Annotated in this window: 22 protein-coding genes; 10 read left to right on the forward strand and 12 right to left on the reverse strand. The window is 69.3% G+C overall.

Features of this window, described 5'->3' with window-relative positions; genetic code table 11:
* Nucleotides 1-15 precede the first annotated feature (15 nt).
* Both rlmN and QSK05_RS17400 read left to right on the forward strand, forming a co-directional pair.
* Nucleotides 16-1,239, forward strand: a complete 1,224-nt coding sequence (gene rlmN / locus QSK05_RS17395) for a 23S rRNA (adenine(2503)-C(2))-methyltransferase RlmN (protein WP_285598278.1) — start codon at nucleotides 16-18, stop codon at nucleotides 1,237-1,239.
* A gap of 262 nt (nucleotides 1,240-1,501) precedes the next feature.
* Nucleotides 1,502-2,059, forward strand: coding sequence for a DivIVA domain-containing protein (locus QSK05_RS17400; protein WP_231487823.1), 558 nt, complete (start codon nucleotides 1,502-1,504; stop codon nucleotides 2,057-2,059).
* Between the two features lie 103 nt (nucleotides 2,060-2,162).
* On the opposite strand, the gene QSK05_RS17405 is transcribed toward QSK05_RS17400, so the two are convergent.
* From QSK05_RS17405 to QSK05_RS17425, 5 genes are all read right to left on the reverse strand, one after another.
* A complete protein-coding gene (locus QSK05_RS17405; protein ID WP_285598279.1) occupies nucleotides 2,163-2,798 on the reverse strand; it encodes a nucleoside/nucleotide kinase family protein in 636 nt (211 codons plus the stop codon).
* Between the two features lie 50 nt (nucleotides 2,799-2,848).
* Nucleotides 2,849-3,718, reverse strand: coding sequence for a sugar phosphate isomerase/epimerase family protein (locus QSK05_RS17410; RefSeq protein ID WP_285598280.1), 870 nt, complete (start codon nucleotides 3,716-3,718; stop codon nucleotides 2,849-2,851).
* A gap of 28 nt (nucleotides 3,719-3,746) precedes the next feature.
* Nucleotides 3,747-4,508 carry an ATP-binding cassette domain-containing protein gene (locus QSK05_RS17415; protein WP_285598281.1) on the reverse strand — a complete coding sequence of 254 codons (762 nt, stop codon included), beginning with the start codon at nucleotides 4,506-4,508 and terminating at the stop codon, nucleotides 3,747-3,749.
* Between the two features lie 9 nt (nucleotides 4,509-4,517).
* Nucleotides 4,518-5,501 carry an ABC transporter permease gene (locus tag QSK05_RS17420; protein WP_285598282.1) on the reverse strand — a complete coding sequence of 328 codons (984 nt, stop codon included), beginning with the start codon at nucleotides 5,499-5,501 and terminating at the stop codon, nucleotides 4,518-4,520.
* A 217-nt stretch (nucleotides 5,502-5,718) separates the two neighbouring features.
* On the reverse strand, nucleotides 5,719-6,762 hold the full coding sequence (locus tag QSK05_RS17425; RefSeq protein WP_285598283.1) for a substrate-binding domain-containing protein: 1,044 nt from the start codon (nucleotides 6,760-6,762) through the stop codon (nucleotides 5,719-5,721).
* Between the two features lie 276 nt (nucleotides 6,763-7,038).
* Here QSK05_RS17425 and QSK05_RS17430 point away from each other — a divergent pair, with 276 nt between their 5' ends.
* On the forward strand, nucleotides 7,039-8,199 hold the full coding sequence (locus tag QSK05_RS17430) for an ROK family transcriptional regulator (RefSeq protein WP_285598284.1): 1,161 nt from the start codon (nucleotides 7,039-7,041) through the stop codon (nucleotides 8,197-8,199).
* A gap of 209 nt (nucleotides 8,200-8,408) precedes the next feature.
* Here the strand turns inward: QSK05_RS17430 and QSK05_RS17435 are convergent, their stop codons facing one another.
* Nucleotides 8,409-8,807, reverse strand: coding sequence for a PPOX class F420-dependent oxidoreductase (locus QSK05_RS17435; protein ID WP_285598285.1), 399 nt, complete (start codon nucleotides 8,805-8,807; stop codon nucleotides 8,409-8,411).
* A gap of 51 nt (nucleotides 8,808-8,858) precedes the next feature.
* Here QSK05_RS17435 and QSK05_RS17440 point away from each other — a divergent pair, with 51 nt between their 5' ends.
* A complete protein-coding gene (locus QSK05_RS17440) occupies nucleotides 8,859-10,739 on the forward strand; it encodes a propionyl-CoA synthetase (RefSeq protein ID WP_285598286.1) in 1,881 nt (626 codons plus the stop codon).
* A 157-nt stretch (nucleotides 10,740-10,896) separates the two neighbouring features.
* Here the strand turns inward: QSK05_RS17440 and QSK05_RS36385 are convergent, their stop codons facing one another.
* Entirely contained in the window at nucleotides 10,897-11,232 is a 336-nt protein-coding gene (locus tag QSK05_RS36385) for a hypothetical protein (RefSeq protein WP_502879780.1), read from the reverse strand.
* A 2,146-nt stretch (nucleotides 11,233-13,378) separates the two neighbouring features.
* On the opposite strand from QSK05_RS36385, the gene QSK05_RS17450 reads away from it, so the two are divergent.
* Nucleotides 13,379-14,251, forward strand: a complete 873-nt coding sequence (locus QSK05_RS17450) for a glycosyltransferase family 2 protein (protein ID WP_285598288.1) — start codon at nucleotides 13,379-13,381, stop codon at nucleotides 14,249-14,251.
* 58 nt (nucleotides 14,252-14,309) lie between these two features.
* Here the strand turns inward: QSK05_RS17450 and QSK05_RS17455 are convergent, their stop codons facing one another.
* From QSK05_RS17455 to QSK05_RS17470, 4 genes are read right to left on the reverse strand one after another with little or no spacing between them, the layout of a single operon-like run.
* Nucleotides 14,310-15,722 (reverse strand): NAD(P)/FAD-dependent oxidoreductase, encoded by a 1,413-nt coding sequence (locus QSK05_RS17455; RefSeq protein ID WP_285598289.1) that lies wholly within the window; start codon nucleotides 15,720-15,722, stop codon nucleotides 14,310-14,312.
* Nucleotides 15,719-16,369 (reverse strand): pyridoxamine 5'-phosphate oxidase family protein, encoded by a 651-nt coding sequence (locus QSK05_RS17460; protein WP_285598290.1) that lies wholly within the window; start codon nucleotides 16,367-16,369, stop codon nucleotides 15,719-15,721. Before QSK05_RS17460 ends, QSK05_RS17455 begins: the two co-directional genes overlap by 4 nt.
* Nucleotides 16,366-17,751 carry an aspartate aminotransferase family protein gene (locus tag QSK05_RS17465; protein ID WP_285598291.1) on the reverse strand — a complete coding sequence of 462 codons (1,386 nt, stop codon included), beginning with the start codon at nucleotides 17,749-17,751 and terminating at the stop codon, nucleotides 16,366-16,368. The genes QSK05_RS17460 and QSK05_RS17465 overlap by 4 nt, the downstream gene beginning before the upstream one ends.
* Nucleotides 17,748-18,302 (reverse strand): Lrp/AsnC family transcriptional regulator, encoded by a 555-nt coding sequence (locus QSK05_RS17470; protein WP_502879781.1) that lies wholly within the window; start codon nucleotides 18,300-18,302, stop codon nucleotides 17,748-17,750. The genes QSK05_RS17465 and QSK05_RS17470 overlap by 4 nt, the downstream gene beginning before the upstream one ends.
* A 442-nt stretch (nucleotides 18,303-18,744) precedes the next feature.
* Between QSK05_RS17470 and QSK05_RS17475 the strand changes: the two genes are divergently transcribed.
* From QSK05_RS17475 to QSK05_RS17495, 5 genes are read left to right on the forward strand one after another with little or no spacing between them, the layout of a single operon-like run.
* Nucleotides 18,745-19,980 (forward strand): polyamine ABC transporter substrate-binding protein, encoded by a 1,236-nt coding sequence (locus QSK05_RS17475; protein WP_285598293.1) that lies wholly within the window; start codon nucleotides 18,745-18,747, stop codon nucleotides 19,978-19,980.
* A 24-nt stretch (nucleotides 19,981-20,004) separates the two neighbouring features.
* Nucleotides 20,005-21,168 carry an ABC transporter ATP-binding protein gene (locus QSK05_RS17480; RefSeq protein WP_285598294.1) on the forward strand — a complete coding sequence of 388 codons (1,164 nt, stop codon included), beginning with the start codon at nucleotides 20,005-20,007 and terminating at the stop codon, nucleotides 21,166-21,168.
* Between the two features lie 5 nt (nucleotides 21,169-21,173).
* Nucleotides 21,174-22,076, forward strand: a complete 903-nt coding sequence (locus QSK05_RS17485; protein ID WP_285598295.1) for an ABC transporter permease — start codon at nucleotides 21,174-21,176, stop codon at nucleotides 22,074-22,076.
* Nucleotides 22,073-22,879 (forward strand): ABC transporter permease, encoded by an 807-nt coding sequence (locus QSK05_RS17490; RefSeq protein ID WP_285598296.1) that lies wholly within the window; start codon nucleotides 22,073-22,075, stop codon nucleotides 22,877-22,879. Before QSK05_RS17485 ends, QSK05_RS17490 begins: the two co-directional genes overlap by 4 nt.
* A gap of 16 nt (nucleotides 22,880-22,895) precedes the next feature.
* Nucleotides 22,896-24,365: an NAD(P)/FAD-dependent oxidoreductase gene (locus tag QSK05_RS17495; RefSeq protein ID WP_285598297.1), complete on the forward strand. Its 1,470-nt coding sequence runs from the start codon at nucleotides 22,896-22,898 to the stop codon at nucleotides 24,363-24,365.
* A 179-nt stretch (nucleotides 24,366-24,544) separates the two neighbouring features.
* Here QSK05_RS17495 and QSK05_RS17500 read toward each other — a convergent pair whose 3' ends face one another.
* Nucleotides 24,545-26,134 carry an MFS transporter gene (locus tag QSK05_RS17500; RefSeq protein WP_285598298.1) on the reverse strand — a complete coding sequence of 530 codons (1,590 nt, stop codon included), beginning with the start codon at nucleotides 26,132-26,134 and terminating at the stop codon, nucleotides 24,545-24,547.
* Nucleotides 26,135-26,141: the final 7 nt, after the last annotated feature.

The raw sequence follows: 26,141 nt of genomic DNA on the forward strand, positions 1-26,141 counted from the left end.
CCGAAGAAAGATCTGATGACCTCCGAAGCCCCGTCCGCACCGCTGCCCGAGCCGCGGCCGACCGCCCCCGAGCCCGGCAAGTTGCTCATGGTCGCGCCCCGACGGGGCAAGCCGCCGAAGCACCTGGCCGACCTGACGCTCGCCGAGCGGATGGCGGCGGTCAAGGAGCTGGGCGAGAAGCCGTTCCGGGGTCGTCAGCTGTCGGTGCACTACTTCGAGCGCCTGGCCGAGCTGGACGCGAAGAACCCGGACAGCGCGGCGGCCCTCACCGACCTGCCCGCGACCTCGCGTCAGCCGCTGCTCGACGCCCTGCTGCCGAACCTGATCCACCCCGTGCGTGAGCTGGTCTGCGACGACGGTGCCACGATCAAGACGGTGTGGCGGCTCTTCGACGGCGCCCTGGTGGAGAGCGTGCTCATGCGCTACCCCGACCGGGCCACGGTCTGCGTCTCCAGCCAGGCCGGGTGTGGTATGAACTGCCCGTTCTGCGCCACCGGCCAGGCCGGGCTCACCCGCAACCTGTCTACGGCGGAGATCGTCGAGCAGGTCCGCACGGCCGCGCGGCACATGCGCACGGCGGCGCCCCTGGGCAGGAGCACCGAGGGTGCGCCCCTCGGCGAGGAGGCGGAAGAGGGCCAGGCCGGCCGCGTCAGCAACGTGGTCTTCATGGGCATGGGCGAGGCTCTGGCCAACTACAAGGCCGCGATCGGGGCGATCCGCCGCCTCACCGACCCGGCTCCTGAGGGTCTGGGCATGTCCGCCCGGGGCATCACCATGTCGACGGTCGGCCTGGTGCCGGCCATCGACAAGCTCGCGGCCGAGGGCATCCCGGTCACACTGGCCCTGAGCCTGCATGCTCCCGACGACGAACTGCGGGACGAGCTGGTGCCGATCAACACCCGCTGGAAGGTCGGCGAGACCCTCGACGCCGCGCGCCGTTACTTCGACGCCACCGGCCGCCGGGTCAGCATCGAGTACGCCCTGATCAAGGACATCAACGACCACGAGTGGCGGGGCGACATGCTCGGCCGCGAGCTGAACAAGCGGGGCAAGGGCTGGGTGCACGTCAACCCGATCCCGCTCAACCCCACGCCGGGTTCCAAGTGGACCGCGAGCACCCGCCGCGCCCAGAACGCCTTCGTGAATGCCCTGCGCGAGCGCGGCGTGCCCACCACGGTCCGCGATACCCGGGGCCAGGAGATCGACGGTGCGTGCGGCCAGCTGGCCGCCACCGTCTGAGCCAACTCCGAGCAGCTCCGAGCAGCTCCGAGCAACTCCGAGCAGCTCCGAGCAACTCCGAGCAACTCCGAAGCGACGCTGTGACGGTGGGCGCCGGACAATGCCCACCGCACAGCTGACGCACCGGAACGCGCCTCGGGCGGACCACATCGGCATCAAAAAGTCACGGGTGCATCACAACTGGTGACCAGACGCAAATTTCACGTGTCCCATCTGCGGACCGGCTCCCACGGACGCGGTCGTCGGGTGCAGAATGTGAGCCGTGAGCGACACCTTTCCGCGGGCAGGCCGGCTATCCAAGGGCTACGACATCGACCAGGTCGAGTCCTTCCTGGGCCGGGCCCGGTCCGCGTACGAGGAGAACGGGCGTGGGCCCGCGATGACGTCGTGGCACGTCCGCACGGTCGGCTTCGACCTGGTGCGCGGCGGGTACGACGTGGACGCGGTCGACGCTGCCCTGGACCGCATCGAAGATGCCTTCGCCCGTCGTGAGAAGCAGCGCGGCGAGGAGCGCAGCGGGAGCCAGGCCTGGCAGACCCAGCTGCGCACCCAGGAGCAGTCGCTGCGCGCCCAGCTGGGCCGGGGCGACGGCGAGCGGTTCCCGCGGGGCAGCGGTATGGAGCTCACCTACGATCTCGACGCGGTCGACGACCTCTGCATCCGCATCGAGGAGTCGTTCGCGATGGGGCAGCCCCTGCCGCCCGACGCCGTGCGCCTGGCGGTGTTCAAGAGCCGACGCGGCTCGCGCGGTTACCGTGAGGCTTCGGTCGATGCCTTCCTCGACCGCGTGGTCGAGCTGCTGGTGGTCCAGACCGTCTAGAGCCAAAAACAGAATGGAGGACGCCCGACAGCCGAAAGCTGTCGGGCGTCCTCCATTCTGTGGTCGCCTCACCCACCACCCAAGGGGGGTTGGTGGAGGTGGGTCAGTCCATCTCGACGATCAGGTCGGCGCGGTGGCTGCTGGCCTCGATGAGCAGGGCGTTGGGCTGGTCGGTCTGCTCGATCCACTGCGCCGCGAACTCCGGCGTCTTGCCGAAGAGCACGTGCCGGGCGAGCAGGCGTTCCAGGCGCAGGTCTTCGGGAGTGCGGCAGAACCACACCTCGTCGAGCTGCTCCTTGGCCCGGTCCCAGTCGCCGCCGAGCAGGAGGTAGTTCCCCTCCGTGACCACGACCCGGGCGCTGGGCGGCACCGCGATGGCACCGGCGATCGGCTGCTCGATGGTGCGCTCGAAACCCGGGGCGTAGACCAGGTCGCCCGACTCCCGCAGCCGGTGCATCAGCGCCGAGTACCCGAGCGCGTCGAAGGTCTCGGGCGCCCCCTTGCGGTCACGGAGGCCGAGTCGCTCGAGGGTGACATCGGCCAGGTGGAAGCCGTCCATCGGCACGTGGGCCACGTGCTCGGGACCGATCCGGTCGGCGAGCACCGAGACCAGCTTCTCGGCCAGGGTGCTCTTGCCCGCGCCGGGCACCCCGGCGATGCCGACGATGACCCGGTCGCCCATCCTCGCGGCGGCGAGTTTCAGGACCCGGGTGCTGAGTTCGTCCATCGTCGGTCGCACCAGGGCATCATGCCCTGCCACCGTGTTCTGTGCCGGCACGGGCGCGCCGCTCACGGGTGACGAGCCGCGGAAAGGCCGTTCACCAGGTACCGGTGGGCATGCTGCGCCAGGTCCGCGCCGTCCGACCAGAGGTTGCGCCAGATCGCCAGGTCGTTGGACAGGCCGGGCGCCACGACGGCCGAGCTGAACGATTCGAACGTGATCGGGCCGGTGTAGTCGATGTCGGCGAGGGCGTGGAAGAACGCGGTGAAGTCGATGTGACCGCTGCCCAGGTAGCCCCGGTGGTTCTCGCCGATGTGCACGTAGCCGAGCCGGTCGCCGACCTCGTGCACGGGCCGCACCATGTCGGCCTCCTCGATGTTCATGTGGTAGGTATCGAGGTGGATCTTCACGTTGTCGGCGCCGATGTCGTCGGCCAGCCGCAGGGCGTCGTGGGCGGTGTTGATGACGTTGGTCTCGTAGCGGTTGCAGATCTCGAGCATCAGCGTGATGTCGTGTTCCACGGCCTGCTCGGCCAGGTCGCGCAGCACCGCGACGACGTTGTTGCGGCCCTTGTCGGACAGGGGCTGAGCGGCCTTGCCGAACGCGCTGTAGAGGGCGCCGGCGAACATCCGGCCGCCGAGCGCCGCGGTGATGTCGAGCGAGGCGCTGAGCAGGTCGGCGCCGCGGGCCACCACGGCCGGGTCCTCGCTGGACACGTCGGCGTCGGGGGCCAGTCCGCGCGAGCAGGCGACCTGCAGGCCGGCTCGTTCCAGGGTGGTGCGGGCGTGCGCCGTGTCCATGGTGAGGCCGTCGTGCAGGGAGAACTCCAGCAGGTCGTACCCGGCCTCCTTCGTACTCCTCACCGCCTGCTCGACCTCGGCGGGACTGGTGCTGCCGGCCCAGACCAGGGCATGTACACCCAGAGCGTTCGCGACCATGATGAATCTCCTTACCGGAAAGTGAAAGTCAGGACTGCTGGGCGCCGGTGATCAGCGCGACGATCTCCTCGCCGGTGGTCTGTGCGATCCGGCGTCCGGCCACGCAGCGGCCGGCGCGCATCACCCAGACGTGGTCGGCCAGGCGCATGACCTGGGCGAAGTTGTGGCTGATCAGCAGCACGGCGTGGCCGTCCTCGCGGAGCCTGGTGATGAGGCTCTCGACGCGCTCGGTCTCCTGTACGCCCAGGGCCGCGGTCGGCTCGTCCATGATCACCAGCTGGGAGCTGAATCCGGCGGCGCGGCAGATGGAGACGGCCTGGCGCTGGCCGCCCGACAGGCGACGCACGGTGGAGGTGACGCTGGGCACGTTGACCGCCAGCGTTGAGACCATGCGCTGTGCCTCACGCTTCATGGCGCGTTTGTCGAGGATCGCCAGCGGCCCGAAGCCGTGCACGATCTCGCGGTTCAGGAACAGGTTCTGCCAGACGGTGAGGTCTTCGACCAGGGCCAGATTCTGGTGCACGGTCTCGATGCCGGCGTTGCGTGCGTCCTGGGGGGTGGAGAAGTGCGTCGGCTGCCCGTCGAACCGGATCGTTCCGGCGTCCGGGCGGTGGATGCCACTGAGACACCGCACCAGGGTGGACTTCCCGGCGCCGTTGTCACCGACCAGCGCGGTGATCTCGCCGGGCTGCAGGGTGAGGGAGACATCGCGCAGGGCGCGGACGCTGCCGAAGGAGAGCGAGACGTCCTCGACGCTGATGAGGTCTTTCGTCACGGTGGTCGCGGTCACGGTGATCTCCTACTTCTGGAAGCGCATCAGGAGGGCGGCGAGCACCACGACGATGCCGACCGCGAGCGGCTGGTAGAACTGCGAGACACCGACCAGGGTCAGGCCGTTGACCAGTACGGTCAGCACCAGGGCACCGAGCACCGGGCCGACGATCGTGGCCCGGCCGCCGAGCAGGCTGACGCCGCCGAGGACTACTGCCGCGACGGTGTTGAGGGTCATCGTGGTGTCGGCGGCCGGGGAGGAGGCACCGATCCGGGCGACCAGCAGGATGCCGGCCAGGCCCGCCAGCACCCCGGAGACGGTGTAGACGGCGATCTTGATCCGGGCGGTGCTGATGCCGGTCGCGGTGGCCGCCTCGGGAGATCCGCCGGCGGCCAGCACGTGGGTGCCGAACCTGGTGTTGAACAGCACCACGTGGGTGATCACGGCGATGACGACGGCGAGGAGGAAGGTCCAGCCGAACAGGCCGATCCCGCGGGTGGAGAACGTGAGCAGGAACGGGCTGATCACGGTGGTGGGCTTGCCGTCGGCCAGGATCAGCGCCAGGCCCGAGGCCGCGCTCAGCGAGCCGAGGGTGACCACGAAGTCGGGGATCTTCCCCTTGGCGATCAGGGCGCCGTTGACCGCGCCGAACACCAGGCCGGTCACGACCGCGAGCACCATGCTCAACGGCAGGGCCCAGCCCTGGGTGAAGGCCCAGCCGAAGGCGCAGGCGGCGAAGGTCATCACCGAAGCCACGCTGAGGTCGATGCCGCCGGTGGCGATGGTGAAGGTCTGGCCGATCGACAGGATGATCAGGATGGCGGAGGCGACCAGGATCGACTGGACGTTGCCGTAGCTGAGGAAGGTCGAGTTGAGCGCCTGGAACACGATCGTCAGGCCGATCAGGCCGACGAGCGCGGCCCAGTCGGCCCAGAACGCGGGGTCACGTAGTCGCTGACTACGGGCGGGCGCCGGTGGTGCGGGGGGCGCCTCGACGGTGGTCGCGGTCATCGCAGAACCTTTCGGGTCTGAAGTGGTGGGTCACGAGCCGTGAACAGGGGTACCGGGGGTCGCCGACGAGACCGGTCGCGTCGGGATTCTGGTTGCCTGCGAACGGCTTACGGACGTTGTCGGCGGCGCGGACTACTCACCCGGCTCGGGCGTCCTCGGGTGTCTTCGGGCGTCTTCGGGAGGGGCGGCCCGTCGGGCCGACGGACCGCCCGGGCTGCTACTTGAGCAGGGCGGCGATCGGGTCCTCGTAGTCGCCGAACGGCTTCGGGGTGGCCTTGAGCGCCTTGTCCGCGACGTCCTGGGTGACCAGCTCGACCGGTGCGTTCACCGTGGTCGGCAGGGTCTTGCCGGCGGCCGCGGCGACGCAGGCCTCCACGCCCATCTCACCGATGGTGTAGGGGTACTGGGCCACGGTGGCGGTCAGGCCGCCGTTCTTGACCGACGTCAGGGCCTCCTCGACCCCGTCGGTGCCGATCACCGTGACGTCCCCGGTCTTGCCGGCGTTCTCGACGGCGCGCACCACGCCGAGAGCCATGTCGTCGTTGGCGACGTAGAAGCCCTTGAGGTCGGGGTGGGCGCGCAGCACGGTGGTGGCCTGGGTGAGGGCCTTCTCGCGGTTCCAGTCGGCGGCGACGGTCTGCACGACCTTCACCTCGGAGGAGAGGCCGGAGGTGAAGCCCTCCACCCGCCTGCCGCTGGTCACGTCGCCGGAGGTGCCGCCGATCACGGCCACCTCGCCGGAGGTGATCTGCTTGACCATCTCCTCACCGGCGAGCTTGCCGGCCTCGACGTTGTCGGTGCCGATGTAGGTGGCGGGGGTGGCGCCGGCGGCCTGGGCCGCCTCCTCCTCGACGGGGGAGTCGATGTTGACGATCGTCTTCTTCGCCGCGGCCAGCTTGGCCAGGCCCTGCACCAGGTTCGTGCCGGTGATCGGGTTGACGATGTAGCAGCTGTAGTCCTGCCCGGCGAGGGCGGTGAGCTTGTCGGCCTGACCGGTGGTGTCGGTGATCGAGTTCGCGGCCTGGATCGTCGGGTCGATGCCGGCCGCGGTCGCACCGGTCTTGATGCCGTCTTCCATCGTCTGGAAGAAGGGGTTGTCGAGGCCCTTGATCACCGCGGCGACCTTGGCCGGTTTCGACGGGTCGCCGGAGGAAGGGCTGGAGCCCGAGGACGAGCTGCCGCAGGCCGCGAGGGCGGCGGCGGTGAAGGTCATGGTGGCGCCGAGAGTGGCGATGCGTCGGATCGAGGTGCTGGCTCCCACGTTGGAGCCTCCTTTTCGAACGGGGTACGGCTTCGTACCGCCAACGGTCTGGTCGATTACATGTCCTGTTGCGTCCACTGTCAATCGTTAAGCGGCACACTTTTGCAAACTGGCTAGGCAGAAATAGGATGGGGCCGTGCCCGAATCCCGCGAGCTCAGCGTTGACTCGTACGTCCCCCCGGAGATGCTGCGATGACTGCCGTCCCCCAGGCCCCGGCCACAACCTCCGTGCCCCCGGACGGCTCAGCTCCGTCCGCGCCCGGGAGTGCGAGCGGCGTGGGCGAATTCCTCGCCCTGTTCCGCGACGGCACCGCTCTCACCCGGTCCGAGGTGATGACCCGCACCGGTCTGTCCCGCACCACCGTGAACCAGCGGCTCGACCAGTTGCTGCAGGCCCGCCTGATCGCGCCCGCCGGTGAGGACAGCCCCACCCGGGGCCGGCCCGCCACCCGGTTCGGCTTCAATGCCGCCCGGGGTGTGCTGCTCGTGGCCGACCTCGGCGCGACCGGGATGCGGGCGGCCGTGTGCGACCTGAACGGCGTCATCGCCTCGGAGAGCCAGCAGCGCATCGACATCACCGAGGGCCCGGACCGAATCATCGGCCTGGTCGGAGAGCATTTCACCCGCCTGCTGGCGGAGACCGGCAACACTCCGCACGACGTCCACGGCATCGGGATGTCGGTGCCCGGCCCGGTCGATTTCAGCCGTGGTGTCGTGGTGAACCCGCCGATCATGACCGGCTGGGACGGGTACGACATCCGGGGCTGGTTCGCCCGCTCCTACGGCTGCCCGGTGCTGGTGGACAAAGACGTCAACGCGATGGCGTTCGGTGAGTACCGCCGCAACTTCCCCACCACCGGCCACCTGCTGATGCTCAAGCTGGGCACCGGTATCGGTGCCGGGGTGGTGGTCGGTGGTCAGATCTACCGCGGGGCCGACGGTGCCGCCGGCGACATCGGCCACTCCCAGATGACCCAGCCCGACGACGAGGACCAGCCGTTGTGCCGGTGCGGCAACGTCGGTTGTGTGGAGGCGTACGTCGGGGGATGGGCCCTCCTGCGCGACCTCCAGGCGGCCGGCCGGGACGTGTCCGGCGTCGACGCCGCGATCGAGCTGGTCCTGGCCGGTGACCCGGTCGCCGTGCAGATCACCCGCCGGGCCGGACGCGTGCTCGGCGCGGCCGTGGCCGGCGCGGTGAGCCTGTTCAACCCGCGCGTCGTGGTGATCGGCGGTCAGCTGGCCCGGGTCGAGGGACAGCTCTTCGCCGGGATCCGCGAGATGGTCTACCGCCGCTCGCTGCCCCTGGCCACCACCCGCCTGCAGATCGTGCGCAGCTCGCTCGACAACACCGCCGGGCCGATCGGCCTGGCCCTCTCGGTCGCCGACGCGATCTTCGCCCCGGACGCGGTGGGCAGGCTGATCACCGATCCCGCCTGATCGATCGCGCCTACGGCGCGTCCACCCGGTTCACCGGGCAGGAGCAACCCCCACGCAACCCCACCTCCCGCAAGATGCACACCATGCACGACATGCCGGCCACCGCATCCCCTCGTGATCATGTACATCTGCCCGGGATCAGGAACATCCCCGGTCTCCGGGCGGGACGGGCACTTCGCTGGGAAATGGGGCACCTCCCGGCCGGGGAGCTACTCCTTCGGGAGGTTCCCCAGCACGCGGTCGACCTGGATCGCGAGCACCACGCGGGACGGGTTCTCCCGCGGCTCCCGGTACCGCTCCGCGTACCGGCGCTCGCCCTCCCGAACCTCCTCGTCGTTCTCCAGCAGGTGGGCCGGACCCTCCAGGGTGAGCCAGAAGCGCCCGTCCACCACCGACACCGCCGCGCGAGAGCCGCGCGCGGCGTTGTGAGCCTTGACGCTGTCGCGTGAGCAGATCACCCGCACCAGACGAGGAGGGGCGTCCCAGGTGAAACCGACGGGTACGACGTGCGGACTGCCGTCGGCGCGCAGGGTGGTGAGGGTCGCCAGATGCCGCTCGGTCAGCAGGGGCCGGGCGGAGGCGGGAAGATCAGCGGGGTCGAAGGCCACGGGGCAAGGGTGCCACGGGTCCTCGATACCGAGTGACGGAGGAGTGCACACATGACGAGCTACGCCGGTGAGTACCGCAAGAGCCTCGACGACCCGGCGGCGTTCTGGGGTGAGGCGGCGCGGAGCATCTCCTGGAACCGCAAGCCCCGGCAGATCCTGGACGAGGAGAACGCCCCGATCTACCGCTGGTTCCCCGGCGCGCGGCTGAACACCTGTTACAACGCGCTGGACCGTCACGTCGTCGCGGGCCGGGCCGACCAGGCCGCGCTGATCTACGACTCGCCGGTCACCGGCACCAAGCGCACCTACACCTACGCCGAACTGCTCGACCTGACGGCCCGTTTCGCCGGTGGTCTGGAGGCCTGCGGGGTGACGAAGGGCGACACCGTACTGATCTACATGCCGATGGTGCCGGAGGCGGTGATCGCGATGCTGGCCTGCGCACGGATCGGCGCCGTGCACTCGGTGGTGTTCGGCGGTTTCGCCCCGGCCGAACTGGCGGTCCGGATCGATGACGCGCGGCCCAAGGTCGTGGTCGCGGCGTCGTGCGGTGTGGAGCCCAGCCGGGTGATCGAGTACAAGCCCTTGCTCGACGAGGCGCTGCGCCGGGCCGAGCACGAGCCGGAGACGACGGTGGTCTTCCAGCGGCCGCAGGCGGTGGCCGAGATGGGCCCCCAGGACGTCGACTGGCGCACGTTGATGACGCCCAACGTGGTGCCGCCCGCCGCATGCGTCACGGTGGAGGCGACCGATCCGCTGTACATCCTCTACACCTCGGGCACGACCGGCCGGCCGAAGGGCATCGTGCGTGACAACGGTGGGTACGCGGTGGCCCTGGCCTGGTCGATGAAGGCCGTGTACGACATCGGCCCGGGCGACGTGATGTTCACCGCCAGCGACGTCGGCTGGGTGGTGGGGCACTCGTACATCGTCTACGCGCCACTGCTGGCGGGGGCCACCACGGTGCTCTACGAGGGCAAGCCGGTCGGCACGCCCGACGCCGGGGCGTTCTGGCGGATCGTGGACGAGTACAAGGTGAATGCCGTGTTCACCGCGCCGACCGCGTTCCGGGCCATCCGGCGGCTCGACCCGTTGGCGAAACTGCTCGAGGGCTATGACATCTCGAGTCTGCGCACCTTGTTCCTGGCCGGCGAGCGGCTCGACCCCGACACCTACCGATGGGCGTCGGAGAAGCTCGGGGTGCCCGTGGTGGACAACTGGTGGCAGACCGAGACGGGTTGGCCGATCTGTGCGAATCCCCGTGGACTGGAAGACCTTCCGCTTAAGGCAGGATCACCCTCGGTGCCGTTGCCGGGCTACGACGTGCAGGTGCTCGACCCCCTGGGGCAGCCGCTGGGCCCGGATCAGGAGGGCGCCATCTGCATCCGCCTGCCGCTGCCGCCGGGCACCCTGGCCACGCTCTGGCAGGACGATGCGCGCTACGTCTCCTCGTACCTGGCCGCCTTCCCGGGGTATTACCTCTCGGGCGACGGCGGGTACCGGGACGAGGACGGCTACCTGTTCGTCATGGGCCGCACCGACGACGTGATCAACGTGGCCGGGCACCGGCTGTCGACCGGTTCGATGGAGGCCGTGCTGGCAGCGCACCCGGCGGTCGCCGAATGCGCGGTGATCGGCGTGCACGACGAGCTGAAGGGCCAGCTGCCGCGCGGCTTCGTGGTGCTGAAGGCGGGTGTCGAGACCTCACCGGAGCAGCTGCGGGACGAATTGGTGACGCTCGTGCGCACCGAGATCGGTGCGGTCGCCTCCCTGCGGCGCATCGATGTGGTGGCCGCGCTGCCCAAGACCCGCTCGGGCAAGATCCTGCGGAAGACCATGCGGGAGATCGCCGACGGCGCGTCGGTGAACGTACCGAGCACGATCGAGGACGCGTCGGTGCTGGACACGCTCACCGCGGTGCTGCGGGACTAAGAGGTTCGGGGGACGACGAAGGCCCCGGTCCGTCGTGGGACCAGGGCCTTCGTCGTCACTAGTCGAGCGTGATCTTCAGGGAACCGTCGAACCGGATGCTGCGCACAGTCTCGACCTGTGCCCGGGCCTCCAGCGCCCTCGGGGCGGGGGTACCCCCTCAGATCTCGATGGTGCGCTCCAGGTTCGCCAGCTTGCGGCGGGCCAGGGCCAGGTTCGAGCGGTGCTTGTCCAGCGCCAGGTAGAGGAACAGGCCGATGCCGGACTGGTCGGTGATCAGGCGGATCAGGTGATACTGGGTGTCCAGCGTGATCAGGATGTCTTCGATGCCCTCACGCAGGCCCAGGGCCTCCATGGTGCGCAGCTTCGAGCGAACGACCTCGGTGTTGCCCGCCGCGGCGACCTCGAGGTTCAGGTTGGCGCCACCGGCCTGGCCGAGCGTCATACCGCTCGTGTAGTCCACCAGCGCGACGCCGACCGCGCCGTCGATCTGCATGGCTTCCTTGAGGACGATGTCGATGTTCGTCACGTTGTCTTCCTTCCGGCCCTGAAGGCTGGTGTGAGGGGAGCGGAGTTGCAGAGCGGTTCCGGGCCGGTCACCGGAACCGGAACCTAGGGGCCGGCGGGCAGGACTGACAGCAGACCCGTCGGGAATGCTCTCGGCTTGTCTTTCGGCAGTCCTGGCCGGATACCAATCCGCCGATTGGTCGGTCCGGCGACGCAGGGCGCCCTCCGGTGCCGACCGGGTGGTCGGCTGGGCCTGGGCCCGGACGCGACGCAGATCGATGGGCTCGGTGGTGGGGGAGACCCGGGCGGGCGGGCGTTCGGGAGCGCCGCTGGGCGGGGTGCCGTAACCGGTGCCGTCGTAGCCCGCGTAACCACCGGGTCGGCCCTGACCCACGGGGGCGGGCCGGGGAGCCTCGTACCCCGGCTGCTGCGGCTGGCTGCGGGGGGCCGGGTTCGGCACTCTCGGGGCTCCCGGCTGCGCCCCGGAACGGGCGGCGCGGTAACCCTGCTCGGTGCGGTAGTCGTGGGGGAAGGGCTGCCCGTACTCATCCCGGGGCTGGGCCGGCGGCGGCTGCACGTGCGGGGCCTGCCCGTGCGGCACCTGCGTGTGCGAGGCCGGTGCGCGACGGGGCTGTGCGGGAGTGCCATCGGTCATGGCCCGGCGAGCTTCTTCCTGACGGCGGGCCTCGGCCGCGATCGGCGACGACGAGACCAGGTAGGTGCCGGAGACCGGCGAGATGACAGTGGCGGAGGAGATGATCGACTCGGCGCCGGTGACGGGCGGTACGTCCGCGCCGGCCTGGGGGCGCCCACCCGGCTGGGGCGGCTGCTGCGGCTGGGGCTTCGGGCGCCGGTTCCGGGCCGGCAGCGGTGCGCCCGGCTCGAAGGCGAACAGGTGTTCCTGGTCCTCGGGCGACAGGTTCAGGTCGAGGCGGTCGCCGTCACGCATGTCGTCGGGACGCAGGGGCACGGGCATCTCACCGGAGTCGGTCGCAGTGGGTGCGGGGATCGCACTCGACGGGTTGCCGGTGGTCGCATGTCTCGGCTCGGTGCGGGCCATGCGCTGGCGCAAGCCGGCAAAGCCCCTCTGTGAATTGCTCATCGAGTCTCCAGTCATCGAGGGCCGAAGGCTCTAACGGACTGTGCCCTCCCCACTGTCCGACAATGGAAACACACGTTGTCAGGGCAGGGAAGCGGCATTCAGAATTGCCCGCCGACCAGGCGCTCCAGGTGGGGGTAAACACCCAAGTCGCCCCAGTCCGGCGACTCACGGTGACGAATTGGCGATCCTTTACGCGACAGCTTCGCAACGCCCCGTGAGAAGCGGCTGGTCGTCCGACCATGCTAGAGCGCCATTCCAGAACGCAATACTAACGTTGCGTAGCGATCCGGCAACTGACGGATACGGAATGCGAGCGACCTGCTCATGATATTTCTGAGAGTGATGAAGGTATGACGTTGTGCATTGTCACGGAGCGTTCGCCGAGTGATTTCTTTCCTCTCGTATTGATCTCTCGAATCCTTGGCGGTCACGATTCGATGACGCTTCTTTTCGGTGATCGAGCAATTGCGGGGGTCGGTCCATTCTCACCCGTTCGGGCGAGTCCGATGCAGGGTAAACCCCCCTCGAATCACGCCCGGAATGGGACGCCCGGCATTCTTTATGTCCGTTTACAGGCATTTGAGGATGGTTCATGGTTAAGGCCGGACCCGTTCTTGAAGGCCGGTCTTAACCGTTGGTGCCGGGCCGGCCCGGCGCTCTCCGGGCCGAGTCCCGGGTGCGCCGGACGGGACGCGGGACGGTGACCAGTGCCACGGTGGAGGTGGAGTCCACGCGGGCACCGAAAATGCCCCGGCCGGCCGTGCGGAAAACCTGGAGGAGCGCTGGACCGGGTCTTCGACCACCGGGCCGGGGTGATCGACCTCGGTGGGGAGAGGGCCCGGGGCGGGACTTACGGGATGATCGTCCTGGCGAAAACGGGTTCTCCGTCTCCCCCTTGTCCGTGATCATGCAAACTCGTTCGTGATCGTGCAAAGTGTCCCCGGGATCGACCGGACGTGCTCATACCGGCTCGTGCTGCCCGATCCCGACCGGTAACACTGGTGGGTATGAAGATCTTCGCCGGCGCTGCCGGATGACCGGGGGCCTGCCCACGCTCAGCGTGGTGATCTGCTGTCGCAACAGCGCGTCCACTCTCGCCGGCACCTTGGAATCGGTGGCGGCGCAGGAGTACCCGGGCTGGTGGGAGACCGTGGTCGTGGACAACGGCTCCCGCGACGCCACCGTCGAGGTGGCCCAGGGGTTCGCCGGGCGACTGCCGAATCTCCGGGTGCTGCGGGTGCCGGAGCCGGGCTTCCAGGCGGCGGCGCTCAACCACGGCATCGCGCAGAGCACCGGTGAGGTGATCGTCTTTGTCGACAGCGACGACCTGACGGCTGCGGGCTACCTGGAGAAGATGGCCCGGGTACTGGCCGCCGTTCCGTACGCCGGCGGTGAACTGGAGGTCGGCCGGCTCAACCCGCCACCCGTGCGTGCCCGCCGCGACCTGTTGCAGAGCCGGCATATCGACGTGTTCTGCGACTACCGCCCGGCCGTCGTCGGCGCCTCGATGGGGGTTCGGCGCGAGGCGATCGCCCGGGTCGGGGGTTTCGACGAGGCCCTGCCCACCCAGCACGACCTGGACCTCTCCTGGCGGCTGGCCGAGGCCGGCGTGCCCGCGACCTTCGTGCCCGGCGCGGTGCTGCACTATCGCTACCGCCCCGGATCACGTGAGACCTTCTGGCAGGAGCGTGGTTACGGCCTCGGTGAGGTGGTGCTGTATCGCAAGTTCCGGGCCCGGGGTATGCCCGGCCGCAGTCCCCGCCAGGCTGTCGGCAGCTGGGCGAGGGTGCTGTTCGCCCTGCCAGGGGCGCTCAGCCCGGCCGGCCGGGCGAGGCTCGCCACGGTGACGGGCAAGGCGGTGGGCCGGCTGGAGGGCAGCCTGAAGCACCGGACGAGCTACCTCTGAAACCGCGAGCCCGTGCACGTCGGCGGCAACGGCCCCCAACGAACGGTCTTCTTGGGGGTCAGTGGCCCAGGAGCGGGGACATCAGGCGGGCCGCCACCGACTCGCGCTTCGTCAGGCGTTCCTCGGTGTCGGCCGCCGTCATCGCGGTCAGGCCGGCATTGGTGCCCAGCCAGCGCAGGGGTTCGGGCTCCCAGGTGGGGGAGCGGTGGCCCACCCAGGGCAGGTGCACCAGCTCGGTGTCGTGGCCCAGCACCAGATCGGCCAGGGTGCGTCCGGCCAGGTTCGTGGTGGACAGGCCGTCGCCCACGTAACCGCCGGCCCAGCCGATACCGGACGAGGCGTCCAGCCCGACCGAGGCGTTCCAGTCGCGGGCGATGCCCAGCGGGCCGCCCCAGCTGTGGGTGAACCCGAAATCGCGCAGGGCCGGGAAGAGTTCGGTCAGGGTCCGGCGCAGGGCGGCGAACACCCGGGGGTGCCGGTCGAAGGACGGATCGATGCGGGAACCGAAGTGGTACGGGGCCCCGCGCCCGCCGAAGGCGATGCGGTCGTCAGCGGTGCGCTGCCCGTAGATCACCAGATGGCGTGCATCGGTGAAGGTCTCACCCCGTGACAGGCCGACGGAAGACCAGAACGAGGCGGGCAGGGGCTCGGTCGCGACCATCAGGGAGTAGATCGGCGCGATGGCCCGGCGGGTGCCCGGCAACTGCGACGTCCAGGCCTCGGTGGCCCGGATGACGTGCTGCGCGTACACCGTCCCCCGGGCGGTGCGCACGCGGGGACCGGCGCCACCGGTGCCGTTGTCCGGGGTCCGCGGCAGGATCTCCAGGGCCGGGGTGCGTTCCAGGACCTGCCCGCCGAGTCGCTCGACCACGTCGGCCAGACCACGCACGAGCAGGGCAGGCTGCAGACGGGCGCAGCTCGCGGTGAACCCGGCCCCGACCACCCCGGAAGCCCGCACCCGAGCCGCGGTCTGAGCCGCGTCCCAGATCTCGTACTGATCGATGCCACCGCGGGCCTCATCGGCGGCCACCGACGTCCGCACGCGTTCGAGCTGCACCGCCGAGCGGGCCAGCTCGATGGTGCCGCCCTTCACAAAATGACAGTCGATGCCCTCGGCGGCGGCCACCCGGCCGACCTCGTCGACCGTCTCGTTCATCGCCCGGCGCATGTCCAGCGCCGGGCCCAGACCGTGATGCCGGGCCATCGCCTGCACGCCGACGGGGAACAGGGCCGAGCACCAGCCACCGTTGCGCCCACTCGCCCCGAAGCCCGCGATCTCGGCCTCCAGCACCGCGACGCGCAACGTGGGATCGGCCCGCAGCAGGTAGTAGGCGGTCCACAGGCCGGTCAAGCCACCGCCGACGATGCCGACGTCGACCGTCAGATCGCCGTCCAGACCAGGTCGAGGGGCGAGCTGATCACCCGCGGTCGCCGCCTGGTCGAACCACAGCGACACCGACGGGTAGCTCACGAACGGCCTTCCGGCCAGTCCGAAAGAGCCGACGGCACAGCCGGATCACCGGGAATGCCGGGAGCGGTCAGGGGCTCGCCCCAGGTGTGGTGCAGCGGCACGATGCCACCCCACACCGAAGAGTCCAGATCTTCGGACGCGTCGTCGGGGGAGTCTTTCGCCGACACCTTGAGCGACCACTCGGTGAGCGGGAGGGCCAGCACCGACGTGGCCGCCAGTTCCTTGACCGACGGGGTGCGGGCCTGGGTCATGCCGGGCATCAGCGCCTCCGACAGCACGGCGAGGGCCCGGGCCTTCTCGTCGCCCTCCAGCGGGGAGTACCCGCCGAAGAGCATGGCACTGCGGTAGTTCATGGACGACTCGAACTGGCTGCGGGCCACCACCACCCCGTCGAGCAGGGTGATGGTGGTGCAGGTCTCCACGCCGGTCGCGAGGAAGCGGAACGCCTGGGACGCGGTGGATCCGTGGATCAGGAGGTGGTCACCGTCGCGGGCCATGCCGGTCGGCATGACGGCCAGCCGGCCGGGGGCCGGGACGGCGACGTGGGCCACCAGGGCCGCGTCGAGCACCGCGTCCAGTGCCTCCCGCGAGGTGACCTGCTTGTGCGGCGCCCGCCGTACCTGCGTCCTCAGACGTTCCTGTCTCACAGTCGGTTCCACGCCTCCGTCAGGACGGACCGGAGGATGCCCTCGATCTCGTCGAACTCCGCCGGCCCGATCGTGAGCGGCGGGGACAGCTGGATCACCGGGTCGCCCCGGTCGTCGGCCCGGCAGTACAGACCGGCGTCGAACAGCGCCTTGGAGAGGAATCCGCGCAGCAGACGCTCGGACTCCTCGTCGTTGAACGTCTCCCGGGTGGTCTTGTCCTTCACCATCTCGATGCCGTAGAAGAAGCCCTCGCCCCGCACGTCACCGACGATCGGCAGGTCGCGCAGCTTCTCCAGGGTGGCGCGGAAGACCGGGCCGTTCACCCGTACGTTCTCCAGCAGCCCCTCCTCCTCGAACAGCTCGAGGTTGGCCAGGCCCACGGCCGCCGAGACCGGGTGCCCGCCGAAGGTGTAGCCGTGCGGGAAGTAGGTGGAGTCCTGGCGGAACGGCTCGAACAGCTTCTCGCTCGCGATCATCGCGCCGATCGGGGAGTAACCGCTGGTCATGCCCTTGGCGCAGGTGATCATGTCGGGCACGTAGCCCATCTCGGTGCAGGCGAACATGCCACCGACCCGGCCGAAGGCGCAGATCGTCTCGTCCGACACCAGCAGCACGTCGTACTGGTCGCAGATCTCGCGCACCCGCTCGAAGTAGCCGGGCGGCGGCGGGAAGCAACCGCCGGCGTTCTGTACCGGCTCCAAGAACACGGCGGCCACGGTGTCGGGGCCCTCGAACTCGATCGCCTCGGCGATGCGGTCGGCGGCCCAGCGACCGAAACCCTTGGGGTCGTCGCGCCAATGCGGCTCGGCGCGGTAGATGTTCGTGTTCGGCACCCGGAATCCGCCTGGCACCAGAGGCTCGAAAGCCTCTTTCAGGCTGGGGATCCCGGTGATCGACAGGGCGCCCTGGGTGGTGCCGTGGTAGGCGATCGCCCGCGAGATCACCTTGGTCTTGCCCGGCTTGCCCTTGAGCTTGAAATACTGCTTGGCCAGCTTCCAGGCGGTCTCGACCGCCTCACCGCCGCCGGTGGTGAAGAAGACGCGGTTCAGATCGCCCGGCGCGTGGCCCGCCAGCTTCTCGGCCAGCTCGATCGCGGGCGGCGTGGCGTACGACCAGAGCGGGAAGTAGGCCAGCTCCTTGGCCTGCTTCGCGGCGGCCTCGGCGAGCTTTTCCCGGCCGTGACCGGCCTGCACCACGAAAAGCCCGGCCAGTCCGTCGATGTACCGACGGCCGGTGGAGTCCCAGATGTGGTGCCCCTCGCCCTTCACGATGACCGGCACCGGGTCGGGTGCTTCCCCGAAATACCCCGAGTGCCGGGTGAAATGCAGCCAGAGGTGGTCCCGGGACTTGTCCTGGAGGGCCTGGGTCAAAGCGTCGGTCATCTGGTACCCCAGTTGTAGAGCTGTTTGCGGAGTTTGAGATAGACGAAGGTCTCGGTGCTGCGGACGCCGGACAGGCCACGGATCTGGCGGCTGACCAGGTCGAGGAGGTGGTCGTCGTCTTCACACACCAGCTCGACCAGGAGATCGAACGAGCCGGCGGTGACCACGACGTAGTCCACCTCGGACATCGCCGACAGTTCGTCCGCGACCGGCTCGATCTCCCCGTCGACCCGCACACCGATCATGGCTTGCCGGGTGAAACCCACCTGCAGGGGATCGGTGACGGCGACGATCTGCATGACCCCACCGTCGAGCAGGCGCTGGACGCGCTGCCGGACGGCCGCCTCGGACAGGCCCACGGCCTTGCCGATGGCGGCATACGGGCGTCGGCCATCTTCCTGCAGCTGTTCGATGATCTGCTTCGAGGTCTCGTCGAGAGGCTGCGAGGCGGACCTGCCGGGCGCCGGCACGGGTTTACGCGTCACCTCTCGATCCTCGCCCGTCCGGAGCGGGTTCGGCAATAGATTTCGTTGTCTCTGGTGCGGAAACATTCGAATCCACGCCTGTGGTGCGTTCGGGACGACGGAACCGGTGGCCAGGTCGTAGCCACGCTCAGGACACATGATCGAAACATTGACGGCGAATTCCGCACTGCGTTTTCCAGCCGTCGAAACCCCCACAATCGACCGGTTTCACGGGCGCCTGTCGACATCCGGTAACGAATCCGTTGCGTTTGCCCGGTCAACGCTACGAAAAACCACGTTGACTCCTTGCCGTGTCTCTTAACTCCGTGTCAGTATCCGAGCTGTTCGGCCAGACCTATCCACCAGTGTTCACTGAGCGTTAAGTGCACCGGGTCACCGTGAAAGTTAACGACGTATTGCGAACCAAGCGTGATCGGCGTCGATGCCGGATTTCGTGCCTAGGCTGACGCCCCCCGCCGACGCCGCCCCGAGAACGTCACCCGTAGCGCCAGGAAAGGACTCTCGTCCCATGACCCAGCGTCGTCGTCCGCTCTCCCCCGAGGCCACGGCCGTGATCCGGGCGCAGCGGGGTTTCTCCCGCCGCTCCCTGCTCGGAGGCACCGGTGCGCTCGGCCTCGGCGCCGCCCTGGCCGCCTGCGGCACCGCGGGCACCACCACTGGTAGCAGTGACTCCAAACCCGCTGCCGCGCAGGACACGTCGGCCAAGGACAAGATGGTCAACTGGGCCAACTGGACGTTGTACCTGGATTACGACGAGAACAGCAAGTCCTACCCGACGCTCGAGGCCTTCCAGAAGCAGACCGGGATCGAGGCCACCTACGACGAGGCCATCGAGGACAACGACTCGTACTACGGCAAGATCCAGGGGCAGCTGCGCAATGGCCAGGACATCGGCAAGGACGTCATCGTCTTCACCGACTACATGGCCGCCCGGGTGATCGAGCAGGGCTATGTGCAGAAGCTCGACCTCGCCAACATCCCGAACAGCAAGAACATCCTCGACAACCTGAAGACCGTCGACTTCGACAGCGGCCGTCAGCACTCCCTGACCTGGCAGTCCGGCTACGCGGGCCTCGCCTGGAACAAGGAAAAGCTGCCGCAGGGCATCAAGAGCGTGGACGACCTGTGGCGGCCCTCGCTCAAGGGGCGCGTCGAGGTGCTCTCCGAGATGCGTGACACCCTCGGCCTGATCATGCTCGGCCAGGGCGTCGACATCTCCGGCGACTTCAGCAGCGACGACTTCGGCAACGCCCTCGACGTGCTCGAGAAGCAGCTCAACGAGGGCCAGATCCGCCAGGTCAAGGGCAACTCCTACAAGGAGGACCTGATCTCCGGCGACGCGGTCGCGGTGATCGGCTGGTCGGGTGACATCACGCAGCTCAACGCCGAGAACGGCGACAAGTGGGGTTTCGTCATCCCCGAGGCCGGCGGCACGCTGTGGAGCGACAACATGCTCGTGCCGATCGGCTCGCCGCACAAGGCGAACGCCGAGGCCCTCATGAACTACTACTACGAGCCCGAGGTGGCGGCCGAGGTGGCCGCCTACGTGAACTACATCTGCCCGGTCAAGGGCGCCCAGGACATCATGGCCGCCAGCAAGGACAAGGAGCTGGCCGCGCTCGCGAGCAACGCCAACATCTTCCCGACGGCCGCGGACCTGGCCAAGGTCAAGGTCTTCCGCACGCTGAAAGGCGCGGAGCAGACCGACTTCACGTCCGAGTTCCAGCGCGTGCTCGGTAACTAGTAACAACCCAGGAAGAGGGCACCGATGGCGACTGCGGAAGCAGGCGGAGACCTGCGGCTGAGCGGCGTGACCAAGCGGTTCTCGGCGTTCACCGCCGTCGACGGCATCGACCTGACGATCGCGCAGGGCGAGTTCTTCGCCATGCTCGGGCCGTCGGGCTGCGGCAAGACCACCACGCTGCGGATGGTGGCGGGACTGGAGGAACCCACCGAAGGGTCCATCCACCTGGGCGATCTCGATGTCACGCACAAGAAGCCGTATCAGCGGCCGGTGAACACGGTGTTCCAGAACTACGCCCTGTTCCCCCACCTGACGATCTTCGAGAACGTCGCGTTCGGCCTGCGCCGACGCGGTGCGAAGGACGTGAAGAAGCAGGCCACCGACGCCCTGGACCTGGTCGAGCTGGGGCACCTGGCCCAGCGCAAGCCGGTCCAGCTCTCGGGCGGTCAGCAGCAGCGCATCGCTCTGGCCCGCGCTGTGGTCAACCGGCCGCAGGTGCTGCTGCTCGATGAGCCGCTGGGTGCTCTGGACCTGAAACTCCGCCGCCAGATGCAGATCGAACTCAAGCGGATCCAGACCGAGGTGGGCATCACCTTCGTGCACGTCACGCACGACCAGGAAGAGGCCATGACGATGGCCGACCGGGTCGCGGTGATGAACCACGGGAAGATCGAGCAGCTGGGAGCTCCGAGCGACCTCTACGAGGCGCCGGACACCACCTTCGTGGCGAACTTCCTGGGTCAGTCCAACCTGGTGCCGGGCACCCGGTCGGGCACCGACGGCGAGTACGTCGTGGTGGAGAGCTACGGACAGAAGGCGCGGATCCTCCGGCGCCGCTGCGTCGAGGGGACCGATCTGCTGCTCGGCGTCCGGCCCGAGAAGATCCGGATCCAGGAAGCAGGGGACGCCGTTCCCCCAGGTCTCAACCGGCTCACCGGCGGAGTGGTCGTCGACGCCAGCTACCTCGGCGTCTCCACCCAGTACCTGGTGCGTCTGCCGTGGGGGCAGAACCTCACCGTGTTCTCCCAGAACCTGGGTATCGCCGAGCGTTTCCGCGACGGCTCCGCGGTGACCCTGGTCTGGGAACCGGACCACAGTTTCGGCCTCGCCGGTGACGCCACGGCCGGGGTCGACGAGGAAGCGGCCGCGCTGGCCGCGGCGGCTTCGGCTCCGGCCTCGCAGAGCTGATCGCCATGGCCGCCATCGCCTCCCGGCCCGACACCGCCGAAGAGCTGCCGACCGCCACCGGCCGTCAGCTGCGCACCGTCCTGATCCTGCTGGTCCCGGGCCTGCTCTGGCTCGGCATCTTCTTCGTCGTGCCCCTGTTCACCCTGGCCGGCACCTCGACCCAGACCCCCTCGGGCTCCGGCATCCCCGGCGAGTTCGTCCAGACCTTTCACCTGTCGAACTACTGGGACGTGATCAGCGAGTACAAGGGCCATTTCGGTCGCTCGTTCCTCTACTCGATCCTGGCCACGGTGCTGTGCCTGGCGATCGGCTACCCGCTGGCCTACTTGATCGCGTTCCGGGCCGGCCGCGCCCGCAACCTGCTGCTGGTGCTGGTCGTGGCCCCGTTCTTCACCAGTTTCGTGCTGCGCACGCTGGCCTGGCGGCAGATCCTGTCCGACGACGGCTGGGTGGTCTCCTCGCTGAAGTGGGTACACGTCATCCCGCAGGACATGGCGGTGACGGCCAGCCCGCTGGCCGTGGTCGCGGGCATCACCTACAACTTCCTGCCGTTCATGGTGCTGCCGCTGTACTCCAGCCTGGAGCGCATCGACCCGCGGCTGATCGAGGCCGGGGGAGACCTCTACGGCAACGGTTTCGCGGTGCTGCGCAAGGTCACCTTCCCGCTGTCGATGCCGGGGGTGGTCGCCGGCACGCTGCTGACGTTCATCCCGGCCTCCGGCGACTACGTGAACGCCGCACTGCTGGGCAACAACCGCACCACCATGGTCGGGAACGTGGTGGAGAGCCGCTTCTTCCGCGTCGTCGACTACCCGACCGCCGCTGCTCTCAGCTTCATCCTGATGGCGATCATCCTGGTGCTCGTCGTGCTCTACGTGCGCCGCGCGGGAACGGAGGAGCTCGTATGAGCACCGGGATCAAGGCCCGTCGCTGGCTCGGCCGTCACGCCCTGCACATCTACGGGGTGCTGGCCTTCGCGTACATCTTCACGCCGATCGCCTACGTGATGGTGTTCAGCTTCAACCAGCCCGCGCGCAGCAACCTCACCTGGCGTGGTTTCACGCTGGAGAACTGGACCAACCCCTGCAACGCCCCGGACGTCTGCAACGCCCTGGGCAACAGCCTGAAGATCGGCGTGGCCTCGACGGTCATCGCCACGGTGCTCGGCACGATGGTGGCGTTCGCGCTGGCCCGCTACCGGTTCCGCGGCCGCACGACCACCAACCTGCTGATCTTCCTGCCGATGGCCACGCCCGAGGTGGTGCTGGCCGCGTCGCTGCTCACGCTGTTCCTGAACATGCGGGTGCAGCTGGGCTTCACCACGATCATCATCGCGCACGTGATGTTCAGCATCAGTTTCGTGGTGGTGGCCGTGAAGGCCCGGATCGCCTCGCTGGACCCACGGCTCGAGCAGGCCGCACAGGACCTCTACGCCAACGAGTTCGAGACCTTCCGCCGGATCACGCTGCCGCTGGTCGCGCCCGGGATCGCGGGGGCCGCGCTGCTGGCGTTCAGCCTGTCGTTCGACGACTTCATCATCACCAACTTCGTCTCCGGCGACGTCAACACCTTCCCCAAGTTCGTGTACGTGTCGGCGGGGCGCGGCATCCCGGCCGACGCGTACGTCATCGGCTCGGCGATGTTCCTGCTGGCCATGGCGATCGTGCTGGCGGCGGAGCTGTTCCGCTGGCGGCGGGCCAAGAACATCTAGAAACAGGAGGCCGGGGATGGCACGGAACAGGCAGACGAGGTCCTGGGCCGGTGGCTCCCTGACCGGGGCCAGCCGCGTCCCGCTCTGGCTGGACAACGCCGGTGCACCCGCTCCCCGCGGGAGTCTCGACGCCGACCTGCTGGTCGATCTGCTCGTCGTGGGTGGCGGTTTCACCGGCCTGTGGGCGGCGCTCCAGGCAGTGGAGGAGAATCCGGGACGATCCGTCGCCCTGGTCGAGGCGGGTTCCCTCGGGTGGGCGGCCAGCGGCCGCAACGGCGGGTTCTGCTCGGCCACCCTGACGCACGGCCTGAGTAACGGGCTGTCCCGCTGGCCCGGTGAGATGGCGCTGCTGGAGCGTCTGGGCCGGGAGAACCTCGACGGCATCGAGCAGTCGATCGCGCGCCACGGCATCGATTGCGGATGGACGCGGGCGGGCGAGATGACCGCTGCGGTCGAGCCCTGGCAGGTGGACGACCTGGCCGAGTCGGTGCGCGTCGCACAGCAGCTGGGTGGCCGGGCGACGATGGTGGACGCGGTGGGCGCCCGGGCGGTCGCCGGTTCCCACACGTACCTGGCGGGTGCGGTGGACCCGGACTCCACGGCGGTCCTCGATCCGGCCCGCCTGGTGTGGGGGCTGGCCGACGCGGTCGAGCGGCTCGGGGTCACGATCGTCGAGGGGACGCGCGTGGTGGGTCTGCGCGACGAGGGGACGCGGGTGGCGGCCCGGGTCTGCACGGGTCTGGACACCGGTCTGGCGTCGGCCCCGGAATCTTCGGTCGTGCGGGAGTTCACCGTGCGGGCGAGCCGGGTGGTGCTGGCGACCAACGTGTTCCCGAACCCGCTGCGCCGTCTGCGCCCGTTCACGGTGCCGGTCTGGGACCACGTGCTGGCCACCGAACCCCTCACCGACCGGCAGTGGGACGACCTGGGATGGCACGGTGGGCAGGGCATCTCAGACGCCGGCAACCAGTTCCACTACTACCGCACCACGCCCGACCGGCGTGTGGTCTGGGGCGGCTACGACGCCCTGTACTACTACGGCTCGGACCTGGCCCAGCGCCGCATGCGCCGGGACGACACCGAGAAACGCCTGGCCGAGCACTTCTTCACCACCTTCCCGCAGCTGCGGGGCGTGCGGTTCAGCCACGCCTGGGGTGGTGCCATCGACACGAGCACCCGGTTCACGGCGCTCTGGGCCCGGGCGCTCGGGGGCAAGGTGGCGTCGGTCAACGGCTTCACCGGTCTCGGCGTGGGCGCGTCCCGGTTCGGTGCCCGCGTGGCCCTGGACCTGCTGGAGGGCACCGAGAACGAGCGCACCCGGCTGAGCATGGTGCGCCGGCCCCCGCTGCCCTTCCCCCCGGAACCCGTGCGCTGGGCCGGGATCGAGCTGACCCGCGCGAGCCTGGCCCGCGCCGACGCCTCGAACGGCCACCGCAACCTCTGGCTGCGCACCCTCGACCGCCTGGGCCTCGGCTTCGACAGCTGAACCTGACAGCTGACCCCTGACCCCTGACCCCTGACCCCTGCCAGCTGACCGCCCCAACCTTGTCCGTGATCATGCAAAACCTCCCCGGCGTTCTAGAACTCTCGGGCTCACAGTTCTAGAACACTGGGGAGGTTTTGCATGATCACGGATAAATAGGGGGGAGGGCGGTGCGCTCTTTCCTACGGCACCGGGAAGTAGTGGCAGGAGCGAGCGGTGCCCTCCACGTGGGTCAGGGCGGCGTCGAGGGTTTCGTGGTCGAAGCCGGTCCAGCGTTCCTGTCCGGCGCGGGTGTACTCGCCCCACGAGCGCACGGCGAACTGCTCGCGGTAGGTGTGATCGTTCTCGCCGCCGCGTTCCAGTCGCCAGGAGATCGCGCCGGTGCGGCGCCGTGACCGTTCCACGCCCTTCATCGCGGTGACGAACGCCGCCGCCTCGCCGGGGCGCACCGTGTACTCGATCTCGACGGTGACCGGGCCGTCGGTGGGGTCAGGCTCGAACACCAGCTCCGGTGCGCCGGAGCTGAGAGCGGTGACGGTGCGGTCCAGCGTGCCGGTGGCCGCGCGCAGCGGCAGCACGGTCACGCTCAGGCCGGTGAGGACGAGCAGGCCCGCGGCGATCAGGAGGGCGTCCGAGCTGCCGATGGCGTCGGCCACCAGGCCCCAGACGAACGACGCGACGCCTTGACCGCCCATGAAGACGAGCAGGTAGAACGCCACGCCCCGGGCCCGTACCCATCCGGCCAGGCTCAGCTGCAGGGCGGCGTTCAGGGTGGTCAGCGTGACGATCCAGGCCGTGCCGGTGACCAGGAACACCGGCACGAGCAACCAGACCGAACCCAGGGCGGGCGCGGCGCAGCCCACGGCGTAGGTGATCGCCGAGCCGGCCAGTAGCCAGGAGGAACTCAGCCGCCGGCGGAGGGCCGGGAGGGCGAAGACGCCGAGCACGGCTCCGGCCCCGAGTACCCCGAGCAGCACGCCGTACCCGCCCGACCCGAGGCCGAGCGTGCCGGTGGCGACGGTGGGCAGCAGCGCCCAGAGGGCGCAGGCCGGAACCGCGAAGAGCCCGGCGCGCAGCAGGATCCGGCGTACCCCGGGGGCTGAGCGAACGTATCGGGTGCCGGCCAGCAGAGCCTCGCCGAACCGCTCGTGGGCCAGTGGGGCCGGGCGCTGCGGGCGGTCCCAGCGCAGCAGCACCACGAGCACGCCGATGAACGACAGGGCATTGAGGGCGAACACCGACCAGGGGCCGGTGAACCCGACGATCAGGCCGGCGGCGGCCGGGCCGATCGCCCGGGCGGCGTTGACGGTCACGCTTCCCAGCGACGCGGCTGCCGGGATCTCCTCCCGGGGAACCAGTTCCGGCTGGATCGCTTGCCAGGCGGGACTGGTCAGGGCGGACAGGCAACCGAGGGCGAAGGTCGCGGTCAGCAGCGACCACGGAGCCAGGACCCCGGTGGCGTCGAGCCCGACCAGGACGGTGGCAGCCACCGCGGAGAGCGCGGTGGTGACGACCAGCAGGCGACGGCGGTCGAGCGAGTCGGCGAGCACCCCGGCCGGCAGGGAGAGCGCTAGAACGGGAAGGAGGGACGCGGTCTGCACCAGGGCGACGAGGCTCGCGGAGTGGGAGTGCTCGACCAGGAACCACTGGGCCCCGACGCTCTGCATCCAGGCTCCGACGTTGGACGCGAGCTGCGCGGTCCAGAGCGTACGGAAGACCGGTCGCCGTAACGGGGCCCACGGTGAGGCGGAGGACGGGGGAGCCTGCGTCACGGAAACC

It is taken from the genome of Kineosporia sp. NBRC 101731 (genome assembly GCF_030269305.1).
GTDB lineage: Bacteria > Actinomycetota > Actinomycetes > Actinomycetales > Kineosporiaceae > Kineosporia.